Below are 13,221 nucleotides of genomic sequence, written 5' to 3'. Positions count from 1 at the left end.
CAACTACAGCAAAACAAAGCAGTAAGAATATGAACGTAAAACGTTTTTGAATCGCTATGAAAATCAATATGGCAGCTAAAAAAGTGCCAGAGGTTTGACATGTAACCATAAAATACCAATTAAAAAACTTAGTGCAAGATAAAACAATATGTCCTATTGATCCAATAAATATTGTGCTACATGTGCTTTATCAAATGGAATTCTTTTATATTTTACTCCAGATTGTTCTAATAATTTTATAGCGTATTCATGGTTGTGATAATCTTGCGCGTAATAAATTTCTTTAATTCCTGCTTGAATAATGGATTTCGTACAATTTAAACAAGGAAAATGTGTGACGTAAATCGCTGCCCCTTCAGTTGACACACCTTGCTTCGCACATTGCAAAATCGCATTCATTTCAGCATGTATCGTTCTGATACAATGGCCATCTTCAATCAAACATCCCTCATCAATACAATGCACTTCACCTGCAACAGATCCATTGTAACCACCTGCGATGATACGATGATCTTTAACGATGGTTGCCCCTACAGATAAGCGTTGACATGTGGATCGTAATGATAATAAATGGCTTTGTGCCATAAAATATTCTTCCCATTTAATGCGTTCCATATCTGAAATACACACTATATCCGACTATCAAGAAGCTATTGCCTTAATAATGGGTATAGTTACTCCTTTCTATTGTCTATTTATCCTATCATTTAGATTAATCGTTAGATGACTGAGATGCAACAATATTTATATTGTGAGATAAGGTGCGAGATTTTCAAAAGTCTTCTCACCGATGCCTTTCACTTCTTTAAGTTGATCGATGGAAGAAAATGAACCTTGTGTTTCTCGAAATTCAATAATCGCTTTAGCTTTTGACGGCCCAATGCCAGGTATGGTCTGCAGTTCTGTTTCAGTCGCTTGATTAAGGTTCACTTGCGGTTTATCGGTAGTACCTGTTTGTGGCGTACCAGCAGCACTTCCGCTTGTCGATGTCGTAGCAGTAGCTGTATTTGATGGTTGATCCGCTTCACCCTTTTTAGGTATATAAATCAATTTTTGATCGACTAACTTTTCGGATAAATTGATCGTAGATAAATCTGCATCTTCATTGACTTTCGCTTTGTCGAGTAACTGCTTCATGCGATCACTGATCTTCATTTGATAAATATTTGGATGTTTGACTGCACCTTTAATATCCACATATATATCCTCAATCTTCTCGTTTTGTTTTGCGTAACCTTCTGCTTGTGTTTGTTTATATGTCGGAGATGACTTTTGCTTTGTTCCATTTTCAGCTTGTAACAGTGCAGTCGATTCAAACGGAGCGTCATCTATATCCTGATGTGACCATGTAAAAGCCATAAATAAGATCACACATACTACACCTATTAAAATGAACCATTTCCACTTGTTGAGCCATTGTTGTATCGTTTCCCAGTTTGTCATTATAAAAAATCACTCCTTTCTCTATATACACGTAGAAAGAAGTGATTTTACTTTTTTATTTAGTTACGATGAAGAATAAACGATGTCCTTTGTCACTATGGTTTTGAACATCAAAGTCTACAAATGTTTCAATATGTTTAAACCCAGCTTGTAACAACATTTGTTTATAATCATCTTCTGCATATGTACGTTGATAATGTGATTCGTCAAAACGACGATACGTACCATCTGCTTGCGCTACAAAAAATGACATATCGTGCCAAACACTATCAGGTTCTTCACCCTTAACTGCTTCCCAAGCTAAAAAGACTTGGTCAGTCTCATCGATATAACATTGGTCATTAAACAGTGTCGACATTTTATACAGTGTATGTACATCAAACATGAATACACCATCATCTTTTAAATGATGAAAGACGCGTTCAAACGTTTGTTGTACATCTTCTGTCTCACCCAAATAGTTTAACGAATCACAAAAAATAGTAATTGCATCAAACTGTTGTTGCAAGTCAAAATCAGTCATGTCGCCTTCAATCCAATTAACTGCATTAGATTTTTCTCTGGCAACCGCTAACATATCTACACTTAAATCCATACCAGTGACATGGTCAAATTGATTGAGTAATGTGGTAAACGAACCCGTACCACACCCCAAATCTAGAATTGAATGTTTTTGATTACTAAATTGTGTTACGATGTCCAACCACGTTTCATAAGGCTGATCCATCGTTAACTGATCATAAAATGAACTCATTTCTTCGTACTGGACCATTTTTAATAAACAGCCTGTCCGTAAGAACCTAATGGAGCATCTTGATATAATTTCTCTAGATTATAATAACTGCGTTCATCTTTATGGAAAATGTGAACAACGACATCAGCAAGGTCAATCAAAATCCAACGTGCTTCGTTATAGCCTTCCATGCGTTTCACTTCAATACCTGCTTCGTGAGCTGCATCTTTCACTGCTCTCGCGATGGATTGAACTTGTCGTTCATTATTACCATGACTGACTACGAAGTAATCCGTCATATCACTGATGCCTTTCATATCCAAAGAAATTACATCTTCTGCTTTTTTATTTTCTGTTGCTTTCACAGCAATATCTAATAATTGTCCCGAATTCATTTAATCATCCTTTACTCTTTCATCACTATAATTATAATAATTCAAACATGCAAGGGTATCGTCATAAACGTTAATGTCTTTACTAATCAAGTGTAACACAGTGCGCTTAGAAATTTCATAAATTGTTTTATCTAAGCTACCTTGATTGTATGCCATATCGCGGATTTCTTCAACGCCTGGGGTTTTTCTACCTGGTTCAATATAATCCGCAATAAATACTAGTTTTTCTGTTTTTGTCATTTGTGCACGTCCAGTTGTATGATAATGGATCGCTAGCAAAATTTCTTCATCTGTAATACCAAATTGTTCCCGCATAATCACAGATGCTACAGGTCCATGTAAGATTTCTGCACCGTAGCTCAATAAGTTTTGATCTAAATCGTATTGTCTTACGATTTGGTACATGGAACTCAAATCATCATATTTGCAGTAATCGTGTACGATACCTGCAAGCTCAGCTTTCTCTGCGTCTCCTTCATATATTTCTGCGAGTTTCACGGCTGTATCCGCAACTCTTAAAGAGTGTTCATATCGTTTTTTCGGTAACTTGTCTTTGACAGCTGCTTTAGCTTCTTCACTATTCATATAAACCTTCCTCTCTAATATATTGTTCAACGGTTGGAGGAACAAGTACTTGAATATTTTGTCCGTTTTGAATTCGTTTTCTAATCATACTTGAACTGATGTCGATTCGAGGTATATTCACAGCTAACATCCCCGCTTCAACGTCTTGAGAAGATTGATTTCGGTTTACGACCACAAAGGTCACCATTTGTTTCAATTCTTCAATTCGATACCATTGATCCAACTGATCATATTGATCAGTACCAATGACCACGTAAACGTTGACGTCACCATAATTATCTATGATTTCTTTAATCGTATCAAATGTATAGCTTTGTCCACCACGCTCTAATTCTGTATGATTAATTTCTCCAAATTGTAAAATATCAATCACTGATTCGATCATATGTACGCGATATTTCGAATCTAAGAAAGCATCATGCGTTTTCAACGGCGACATATAACTAGGCAAAAATATAAACTCGTCTGGTTGGATTTGATGATAAACTTCACTAGCGACGACCATGTGTGCAGTGTGGATTGGATTAAATTGCCCACCATATATAACAATTGAATGTGTCATTATGGGAGTTCAATCTTTTTATTTTCAGTAGATTCTTTATAGAGCACGATCATAGAGCCAATCACTTGGACAATTTCACTCTCTGTTGTTTCACTGATGGTTTGAGCTAAATCATCTTTATCATCAAAATTATTTTGTAATACATGTATTTTTATCAATTCACGTTTTTCTAAAATGTCGTTAAGTTGTGCCACCATATTTTCATTCACTCCACTTTTACCAACTTGGAAAGTAGGTTCGATATGATGCGCTTTACTTCTTAAAAATCTTTTCTGTTTCCCAGTTAACATCTGTTTGTCTCCTTTTCTTTATAAATGTTGTAAAACCGTCTCTTTCATAATATCAATACTTGCTTGATGACCCGTCCATATTTTATAACTTTCTGCACCCTGATATACAAACATATCTAAACCGTTATATATAGGATTCCCTTTTTGTTCAGCATCTAACAAAATCGGAGTTTTCGCTGGAATGTAGACAATGTCACTGACCAGTGTCTCTGGTGCTAAGTGATCGAGTGAAATCACTTGTCCTGTATCACCATTCATTCCCGCTGGAGTTGTGTTAATAATGATATCAAACTGTCCAAGTGCGTTTTCCGCTTCTTCTAAAGTCATCTGATTAACGTCAAGTGACCAGTGTTCAAAGCGACGCATCGTTCTATTTGCGACTGAAATCGGATTTGATACTACTTCGTCTAATGCATGTGCAATTCCTTTACTTGCGCCTCCAGCTCCTAAAATTAAAATACGTGCCTCGTTCAAGTTAGGATAGACTGAATTTAGACCCTTAACATAACCAATACCATCTGTGTTATATCCAATCCAACGACCGTCTTGAATATGCACCGTATTGACGGCACCAATATCACGTGCTTTCGAATCAATATCATCTAAATATGGTATAATACGTTCTTTGTGTGGAATAGTGACGTTAAACCCATCCAATTCCTTTTCAGTGATAATATCTTTAATGTGATGAAAATGTTGTTCGGGGATATCTAAAGCTTCATAGGTATGATTTTCTCCTAATACACTAAAATTCTCATTGTGCATGACTGGAGATAACGAATGTTTAATTGGATGTCCGATGACAGCGAACTTCACACTTACACCACCTTACATAATTGATTTTCTTAAGATGACATCTACTGCTTTTGGTACACGTACAATCACTTTCGCACCTGCTTCTATCGTAATAAAACCTAAACCAGCAATCATGACATCTTTTTTCTCTTTACCTGTCTCAAGACGTACAGCTTTCACTTGTTCTAAATCGAATTGAGCTGGATCACTTGGCGGTGCAAGTACAGAACCAAGTTGGTTTCGCCACAAATCATTCGCTTTTTCTGTTTTAGTACGATGAATATTTAATTCATTAGAGAAGTAACAAATTAACGGACGTTTACCTCCACTGACGTAATCAATTCTAGCTAATCCACCAAAAAATAATGTCTGTCCTTCATTCAACTGATAGACGCGCTGTTTGATTTCTGATTTCGGCATGATTGTTTTGAGTTCTTTATCCGTAACATAATGTGTCATTTGATGCGCTTGGATAATTCCAGGTGTATCGAACATAAAGTGTGTTTCATCTAATGGGATATCTATCATGTCTAACGTGGTACCTGGGAAACGAGATGTTGTAATGACATCTTTTTCGCCCATTGTCCGTTCGATTAATTTATTGATGAGTGTAGATTTCCCAACGTTCGTTGTACCGACAATATAGATGTCTTCATCTTGACGAATGCGATTGATCGCATCGAGTAAATCTTCAATACCTTGGCCTTTTTTAGATGAGAGTAACACGACATCTTCTGCGACAAGGCCATACTTGCGAGATGTTTTCTTCAACCATTCTTTCAGGCGGCGTTTATTCATTTGTTTTGGTAATAAATCAATCTTATTCGCAGCTAAGATAATCTTTTTATTACCGACGATGCGTTTTAATGCATTAATGAATGAACCTTCGAAATCAAAGACATCGACGACATTCACCACGATACCTTTTTGATCTGCTAAGCTATTTAACAAATCTAAAAAGTCATCACTATCTAAACCAACATCTTGAATCTCGTTGTAATTTTTCAAGCGAAAACAACGCTGACAAACGACATCTTCTTTGAACAAATTATGTTCAGGTACATAGCCCGGTGCACTTGGATCTTCTGATTGTAAAGGTGCACCACAACCTATACATTTTAATACTTCTGTATCAGACAAATACTATTCCTCCCACTTAATATATCCTCTATTTTTAAAGTGATGTAACAACCGTCTTTCAATAATACGATTACACTTCGTCATCATACCGTCCGTAGATTTAATAGGCACGACCATGATCGTATACAGATGGTTCCGATTACCACCAAATACATCTGTTAACATTTGGTCACCAATGACGACGACTTCTTCAGGTTTTAACCCCATTTGATGGACCGCTTTTTTAAATGATTTACCCATTGGTTTACGTGCTTTGAAAATATAATCCACATTGAGTGCTCGCGCAAAACTAGCTACTCTTTCTTCGTGATTGTTTGAAACAATCGTAACCGTTATATCTGCTTCTTTAAGAGATTGAAACCAGTTTTTAATCTCTTCTGTCGGTTCTGCCACGTCCCAACCAACTAAGGTATTATCTAAATCCGTTATAATGCCTTTAACTCCAGTCTCTGCTAATTGTTGAATATCAATTTCAAACACCGATTGCACGTACTGATTGGGCATAAAATTACTTTTTAATAATCCCATTTCTTGTCACCTTATTCATCTAAACTTTCGATTAAGTATCTTACCATGTCACTTGAAGATTTGGCTGCTTCACCTAAAAATTCATCAAATGTTACATTAGCTTCACCGTTTGATTTATCAGAGATCGCTCTCGTAATAATAAATGGTACATCAAATTGGTAACAAGTTTGTGCGATGGCACCCGCTTCCATTTCTACTGCAAGTGCTTGATTAAAATGACGTTTGATCGTTAAACGTTGGTCATTTGTACCGATAAAACTGTCACCTGAAACGATTAAGCCAGTGTGTGCAACAAGTTGTTGTGCTTCAATCGCATCAATCGCTTTTGCAAGCAACTGTTGATCTGCATTATAGACAGCTGGCATATCTGGTAACTGTCCTAAAACATAGCCAAAAGCACGGGCATCTGCATCGTGATAACCCACTGTTTCACTCACTACGACATCACCAATATTCAATTTATCATCCAACGCACCCGCTGATCCTGTATTAATAATGATAGAAGGATTAAATTCATTGATGAGTAGTGCAGTTGAGATGGCTACGTTAACTTTTCCGATACCACTTTGCGTTAACACAACAGATTTGCCTTTTAACGTACCTTTATAAAATTTAACATGAGCAATATTGATTTCTTCTAATGATTGTAATTCATCTTTTAATATAGCGACTTCCTCTTCCATCGCACCAATAATACCTATCATGCCTGTCACCTCTACTATATATATTTACTTTAGCTATTTTATCATATTTAAGAATAGAGCTCGATATCAGATCGTTGTTCTATCTTATTTTACCTGTTTACGAAAATCAACAAACATCTTTCGTTTGAGTCTTCAATACTTTGAACAAGGAATGGCCTATGATACAAGCACTTATTATACAGTGCACAAAAAAGAACTTAAAATAAAACATGACGTTTCAAATTAAGTTCTTCATCACATCTATCCCTTTTAATTATCATTATTTAAAAAGATCTAATAAGCCTTGTAATGAGAAAATACCGGCAAAAATCGTGATGACAACAGCTACAATACCGAAAACGAGCATCCAAGTTGGATGGCGATAGTCACCAACGATTGAGCGACGTTTACTCGCAATTAAAATCGTACCTAATGTAATTGGTAAGATTAAGCCATTTAAAGCACCTGCGATAATCAATAATGTCACCGGTCTACCTACAGATAAGAAAATAATTGTTGAAATAACAATGAACGTAATGACAATTAAGTTATTTTTATTAAATAATGATTTATGCATTGTCTTAATGAATGTCGCACTCGTATAAGCAGAACCAATCACTGAAGACATCGCTGCTGCAAATAAAACGATACCGAAAATATTTTTACCTATTGGGCCAAGCACATGTTCAAAGACTGATGCAGGTGGATTTTCCGAACTAAGCGTTACGCCTGTTACGACAACACCTAAGACAGCTAAGAATAACAATGCACGTAGAACGCCCGTTGTTAAAATACCAGTAATCGCTGCTTTATTAACAAAAGGTAGAAAATCTTGACCTTTAATGCCCGAATCTAAAATTCTGTGGGCACCAGCAAAAGTGATATAGCCACCTACAGTCCCACCAACTAATGTGATAATAGGTAAAACAAGTGCAAATGGTTGTTCAGGTAACACCATATGTGTCAGTGCTTCACCATAAGGTGGCTTGCTTTAAACATAACAAACGCTACGATAATAATCATGAGCACACCTAAAAACATTGTGACAACGTCCATGATTTTTTGGCCGCTCTTACTCACGAAGATGAGGATTGCTAAGACAGCTGTAATCGCTGCGCCCCATTTGACATCTAAGCCAAAGATCGCATTTAGACCAAGTCCTGCACCTGCAATATTACCGATATTAAAAGCAAGGCCTCCAATACCGATTAAGATGGAAATGAACGTTCCTAATCCTTTAAAAACATCATTCGCAATTTCTTGTCCTCGTTCACCTGTAACTACGAGCACACGCCAAATATTAATCTGTGCACCAATATCTATCAAGATTGATAGTAAAATCGCGAAAGCAAAACTAGCTGCAAACTGTGCTGTAAAAACCGCAGTTTGCGTTAAGAACGCAGGACCAATGGCCGATGTCGCCATCAGAAAGACTGATCCTAGCAATAGCCTCCTGTGATTTTTTGTGATTTTAAACGCCTCTGTTTGAGGTTTCTTTTCTCCCATAGTTTAACCCCCTAATTGTGTAATCGAAATACCTTCTTTCGATAACGCTTTTCTAATTTGCGTGACGAACTCTAAAGCATGTGCACCATCGCCGTGAACACAGATGGTATCTGCTTGTAAATCTATTTCTTTACCAGTTCGACTGATGACTTTGTTTTCAGTCACCATTTTTAATACTTGTTGAATGGCTTCGTCTGTATCTGCTATCACAGCATCATCCTCCTTACGGCTTACGAGTTGTCCATCTTCTTCATAACGACGGTCAGCAAAGACTTCTGATGCTGTGTTTAATCCGATTGCTTTAGCTTCAGAAATTAACAACGTATTTGATAATCCTACAAATATCAATGATGGATCAAAATCATATACGGCTTGCGCAATTGCTTGAGCAATATCCTTATTACGTGCGCCCATTTGATATAACGCACCGTGTGGTTTGACGTGATTCATTTTAACGTCATGAATACTGCAAAAACCTTGCAACGCACCTAATTGATAGACCACGATGTTATAGATTTCTGCTGCTGAGATATCCATATTACGACGACCAAAACCTTGAAGATCAGGTAAGCCTGGGTGAGCCCCAATGCCTACGTCATGTTGTTTTGCGAGTTCAACTGTTTCATTTAAAACGTTCCAATCACCTGCATGAAAACCACAAGCGACATTGGCTGAAGTAATCAATGGAATAATCTGTTGATCTCCACCGAATCCATAATTACCAAACGCTTCACCTAAGTCACAATTCAAATCCACTTTCATCATGATTCCTCCTTCGCGATTTGATAACGATCTAAGAATTTAATATCGACATCTTTCGCATCATTTTCCACATAAACTGGATATGAAAGTACAGCATATAAGAAGTCAGCTGTAGTTGTGAAACCATCTATGACCATTTCATCTAACGTCATTTTCAACTTGTGAATGGCTTCAGCACGTGTCGTCGATTTTACGATCACTTTAGCAACTAAAGAATCATAGTAAGGTGAGACACGATAACCTTGATATAAGAGTGAATCGACACGTACGTTAAATCCTTGTGGTAAATGTAATGCGTCCACACGCCCTGGTGTCGGCTGGAAGTTTTTCTGTGGATTTTCAGCATTTATTCGCGCTTCAATCACGTGACCGTCAAACTGAATATCTTCTTGTGTAAATGGCAATGTGCCATGCACCATTAAATATAATTGTGCCTGTAATAAATCTCTGTTGGCTCTCATTTCTGTCACGGTATGTTCAACTTGAATCCGTGCGTTCATTTCTATGAAATAATACGCGTCTTCTGTCACGAGAAATTCGATGGTTCCTGCGCTACGATAATCTGGAGCTTTCGCAACTTTTACTGCGTCTTCACACATGTTTTGTCGTTTTTCGTCTGAAAGTGCAGCACAAGGTGATTCTTCGATGAGTTTCTGATTTTTACGTTGGACAGAACAATCACGTTCTCCTAAATGTATGTATTCAGATTGGCCATCGCCTAAGACTTGGACCTCTACGTGCTTAGCTACTGGGATAAATGCTTCTACGTATACACGGTCATCATTAAAGTACTTTTTACCTTCACTTTTAGCTTCTTTTAAGGCTTTTGGTAATTCTTCCGCCGTTTTTACGATACGAATACCTTTACCGCCGCCTCCGCTAGCTGCTTTTAGCACGACAGGAAAATCAATGTCTTTAGCGATTTCCTCTACTTCTTCCACGGTGCTCACTGCATCGGTTGAACCAGGTATAATCGGTACACCTGCTGCATCTACCGTTTGTCTAGCCGTAATTTTATCTCCCATCATTTTCATTGTCTGTTGCGTTGGTCCGATAAAGTAAATATCATTTTCTTCTACTTTTTTAGCAAATGATGGGCTTTCTGATAAAAAGCCATAGCCTGGGTGAATAGCATTAGCGCCAGTAATCATAGCTGCTGAAATAATACGGTCTTCATTTAAGTAACTATCTAATGGATTTGCATCTCCAATACAAACAGCTTGATCTGCTAAACTGACATGTAAGCTGGATTCATCACCTTTAGCATAAACTGCTACTGTTTCTATATTCATTTCTCTACAGGCTCGAATAATTCGAACTGCGATTTCTCCTCTATTTGCGATTAAACAACGATACACTGCTTTCGCCCCCATTTGTCAAAAGTTGATTATTTTACCTTGATAATCGTCTGATCATACTCCACATTAGATCCATGATCCACAAGGATTTCTTCTACTGTACCCGAAACATCACTAGTGACTTCATTCATGACTTTCATCGCTTCAATATAGCCTACGATGTCACCTTCGTTAATTTGATCTCCGACTTTAACGACTGGTTCAGTCAATTCTTTTTCATCTTGAAGATAGAATGTGCCAACCATTTGCGTTTTAATTGCTTTAAGATCATCTGAAGCCGCTGATGCTTGGTCACCTGAAGAGGTATGCGCACTATTTTCACTACCAGAAACGACTGATGTTTGTTCGACTTGCTGTGGTGCTTGTTGTTGATCTTGAGTAAAATCTAATTCTATTTCATGTTCATAGTCTTTGTATTTAAACTTTTGTACTTCATTATCTTTAACTAGTTTAATTATTTTTTCTACTTGTTCAAAATTCATTATCTATTCTCCTCGTAACAATTTTTGTAATCTTTGAGACGTCGTTCTTAACTGTGACAAAGTGAACAACGGCGCCGAATCTATTTGATCTAATTGTTGTTTGAATGCTTGAATTTTTTCGTTATAACGTTTTGTAGCTTCTTCCGTTGATATCCATTCAAAATTGATGGTATCTCCTGGCTTTTTCTGTGCTAAGAATGGAAGGTCTGCTTTGCAAACCGTCGCGATTTTCGTATAACCGCCTACCGTTTGTTTGTCATTGAGTAAAACGATAGGATTGCCATCATTTGGTACTTGGATACTACCTAATGCTACAGGTTCAGAAATAATATCTGAACTGTTTTTAGGCGCTAAATTAACACCTTGTAAACGGTAACCCATGCGGTCTGCTTGATCAGAAACCGTAAAATCATTGTTAACGATGGTTGCTTTGGCTTCATCTGAGAATGCGTCGAATTGCGGACCTTCAATGATGTGAAATCGAGATGTGTCTTCTGGCAAGAGTGATACATCACTACCTAAACCAGCATATTTGTGATATCCTTCATGATCACTCATTTGAATGATGTCGTTTGCTTTTAGCACGCGTCCATGAAAGCCACCTATACCACTTCGCGTATGAGTGGAATAACTGCCAGCTACGCATGGAACATCTATTGGATTACCAAAGTGGATATAAGCTCTGACACCTTCTACCGCTTGATTCAACGCGAGTACATCACCTTTGTCAGCCATGATGACACTTTGATTAGCAACAGGTTGATCATTTAACGTTGCTTTAAAATGTGCACCCGTAATCACAAATGTATTCGGTTCTAAAAATTCAATCGTTGGACCAATCATCGCGCATTCGATAGCTGGCCCTTCATTATGGATCAAAGCCTGTCCAAGCTGAAAATGTAATGGATCTAATGCACCAGCAGTTGAAAACCCTTGGTCTTGATAACCAAAACGACCAAGATCTTGAATCGTTGAAAATAAACCAGGTTTAACAATTTTAATGCTCATGACTAACTTTCACCCACTTTTCCATCACTTGTTCCCCGTTCTCTTGAGCAGAAACAATTTCATCATAAGTTTCTTTGTCTATTTCATAGAATTTTATGTAATCACCAGGTTGATACATAACCATTGGATCTTGATCCATATTCAATACTTTAACTGGTGTACGGCCTATAATCTGCCAGCCACCTGGAGAAGCACTAGGGTATAAACCGGTTTGATTGTTCGCTATACCGACAGAGCCTGCTTCTAGTTTAGTTCTAGGTTCCGAACGTCTTGGTGTATGAAGTCGTTCGTCTAAGCCACCTAAAAACGGGAATCCAGGCATGAAGCCTAACATATATATTAAATATTGATTCGCTGTGTGTAAGCGGATTACTTCGTCTGTAGAAAGCTGATTATGTTCCGCAACCGCTTCGATATCTGGTCCGTATTCATCTCCATAAAGGACGGGTAAATGAATCACACGTTTGGAAGCTTTCTCTTCAGCCATGTTTTCAAGTTGAGTTTCAGAGATGTCTAATGACTCTAGTACAGCTTGCGGTGTGCTCACAGTCATATCTATGATGAGCATCACCGCTCTATAGGAAGCAACCGTCTCAACGATGGCTTCATGTTGTTGCTTATGTATGTAATTTACAAGTAATTGAACTTTGTCATATGTTTTGGGATCTATTTCATCTTCGAAATAAATCATAATCGTTTCTTCGTTAATAACTTGAAAGTCCAAAAAGAAATCCCCCTTTTAAGTCCTTAGTGAACTTTAGAATATACAATACAAACTAATTATATCATCTTACAATATTAATTGTTTAATAAAGATTAGTTATTGAATTGCATAATGTATACTTATTGTAACACGACAGTGTAATACATAGAAATTATATTTCATTCCATTTAGAACATTCTGACTTTTGTCACACCTTTATACCAGTAGTTTTAAAAGTCACATATACT

At 37.2% G+C, this 13,221-nt stretch carries 15 protein-coding genes and 3 pseudogenes; all 18 read right to left on the bottom strand.

Translation table 11 applies throughout. The features are described 5' to 3' along the window. Positions 1-153: 153 nt before the first annotated feature. The 18 genes and pseudogenes from APS80_RS05380 to pxpB all read right to left on the bottom strand — a co-directional run bounded on the left by APS80_RS05380 (position 154) and on the right by pxpB (position 12,994). Positions 154-615 (bottom strand): ComE operon protein 2, encoded by a 462-nt coding sequence (locus APS80_RS05380; RefSeq protein WP_059107253.1) that lies wholly within the window; start codon positions 613-615, stop codon positions 154-156. A gap of 129 nt (positions 616-744) precedes the next feature. After that, a complete protein-coding gene (locus tag APS80_RS05375; protein ID WP_059107252.1) occupies positions 745-1,443 on the bottom strand; it encodes a helix-hairpin-helix domain-containing protein in 699 nt (232 codons plus the stop codon). Positions 1,444-1,498: 55 nt separating this feature from the next. After that, positions 1,499-2,215, bottom strand: coding sequence for a class I SAM-dependent DNA methyltransferase (locus tag APS80_RS05370; RefSeq protein WP_059107251.1), 717 nt, complete (start codon positions 2,213-2,215; stop codon positions 1,499-1,501). A gap of 2 nt (positions 2,216-2,217) precedes the next feature. After that, on the bottom strand, positions 2,218-2,571 hold the full coding sequence (gene rsfS, locus APS80_RS05365) for a ribosome silencing factor (RefSeq protein ID WP_059107250.1): 354 nt from the start codon (positions 2,569-2,571) through the stop codon (positions 2,218-2,220). Continuing rightward, positions 2,572-3,156 (bottom strand): bis(5'-nucleosyl)-tetraphosphatase (symmetrical) YqeK, encoded by a 585-nt coding sequence (yqeK, locus tag APS80_RS05360; protein WP_059107249.1) that lies wholly within the window; start codon positions 3,154-3,156, stop codon positions 2,572-2,574. Next, positions 3,149-3,718 (bottom strand): nicotinate (nicotinamide) nucleotide adenylyltransferase, encoded by a 570-nt coding sequence (gene nadD / locus APS80_RS05355; RefSeq protein ID WP_059107248.1) that lies wholly within the window; start codon positions 3,716-3,718, stop codon positions 3,149-3,151. The genes yqeK and nadD overlap by 8 nt, the downstream gene beginning before the upstream one ends. Beyond that, positions 3,718-4,008 carry a ribosome assembly RNA-binding protein YhbY gene (yhbY, locus tag APS80_RS05350; protein WP_059107247.1) on the bottom strand — a complete coding sequence of 97 codons (291 nt, stop codon included), beginning with the start codon at positions 4,006-4,008 and terminating at the stop codon, positions 3,718-3,720. The genes nadD and yhbY overlap by 1 nt, the downstream gene beginning before the upstream one ends. Before the next feature lie 18 nt (positions 4,009-4,026). Further along, positions 4,027-4,824 carry a shikimate dehydrogenase gene (gene aroE / locus APS80_RS05345; protein WP_059107246.1) on the bottom strand — a complete coding sequence of 266 codons (798 nt, stop codon included), beginning with the start codon at positions 4,822-4,824 and terminating at the stop codon, positions 4,027-4,029. A gap of 12 nt (positions 4,825-4,836) precedes the next feature. Beyond that, positions 4,837-5,943, bottom strand: a complete 1,107-nt coding sequence (yqeH, locus tag APS80_RS05340; protein ID WP_059107245.1) for a ribosome biogenesis GTPase YqeH — start codon at positions 5,941-5,943, stop codon at positions 4,837-4,839. Positions 5,944-5,946: 3 nt separating this feature from the next. Continuing rightward, complete coding sequence (locus APS80_RS05335; RefSeq protein WP_059107244.1) at positions 5,947-6,471, bottom strand: YqeG family HAD IIIA-type phosphatase; 525 nt, start codon at positions 6,469-6,471, stop codon at positions 5,947-5,949. Positions 6,472-6,482: 11 nt separating this feature from the next. Further along, on the bottom strand, positions 6,483-7,175 hold the full coding sequence (locus APS80_RS05330; protein ID WP_059107243.1) for a 5'-methylthioadenosine/adenosylhomocysteine nucleosidase: 693 nt from the start codon (positions 7,173-7,175) through the stop codon (positions 6,483-6,485). Between the two features lie 259 nt (positions 7,176-7,434). Beyond that, positions 7,435-8,660 (bottom strand): annotated as a pseudogene (locus APS80_RS05325) (NRAMP family divalent metal transporter). Positions 8,661-8,663: 3 nt separating this feature from the next. Next, positions 8,664-9,422 carry a 5-oxoprolinase subunit PxpA gene (gene pxpA / locus APS80_RS05320; protein WP_059107242.1) on the bottom strand — a complete coding sequence of 253 codons (759 nt, stop codon included), beginning with the start codon at positions 9,420-9,422 and terminating at the stop codon, positions 8,664-8,666. After that, positions 9,422-10,780, bottom strand: a complete 1,359-nt coding sequence (locus APS80_RS05315) for an acetyl-CoA carboxylase biotin carboxylase subunit (RefSeq protein WP_083498171.1) — start codon at positions 10,778-10,780, stop codon at positions 9,422-9,424. The genes pxpA and APS80_RS05315 overlap by 1 nt, the downstream gene beginning before the upstream one ends. Before the next feature lie 29 nt (positions 10,781-10,809). After that, a pseudogene (locus APS80_RS11175) lies at positions 10,810-11,037 on the bottom strand (acetyl-CoA carboxylase biotin carboxyl carrier protein); the annotation flags it as partial. A 116-nt stretch (positions 11,038-11,153) separates the two neighbouring features. Then, positions 11,154-11,262 (bottom strand): annotated as a pseudogene (locus APS80_RS11170) (acetyl-CoA carboxylase biotin carboxyl carrier protein subunit); the annotation flags it as partial. 3 nt (positions 11,263-11,265) lie between these two features. Continuing rightward, the gene (locus APS80_RS05305) at positions 11,266-12,270 is read right to left on the bottom strand and encodes a 5-oxoprolinase subunit C family protein (protein WP_059107239.1); all 1,005 of its coding nucleotides are present in this window, start codon (positions 12,268-12,270) and stop codon (positions 11,266-11,268) included. Next, entirely contained in the window at positions 12,260-12,994 is a 735-nt protein-coding gene (gene pxpB, locus APS80_RS05300; RefSeq protein WP_059107238.1) for a 5-oxoprolinase subunit PxpB, read from the bottom strand. Before pxpB ends, APS80_RS05305 begins: the two co-directional genes overlap by 11 nt. Positions 12,995-13,221: the final 227 nt, after the last annotated feature.

Origin of the sequence: Staphylococcus auricularis, assembly GCF_001500315.1 — a bacterium.
GTDB lineage: Bacteria > Bacillota > Bacilli > Staphylococcales > Staphylococcaceae > Staphylococcus > Staphylococcus auricularis.
This window is presented reverse-complemented; position numbering and strand designations above follow the sequence as displayed.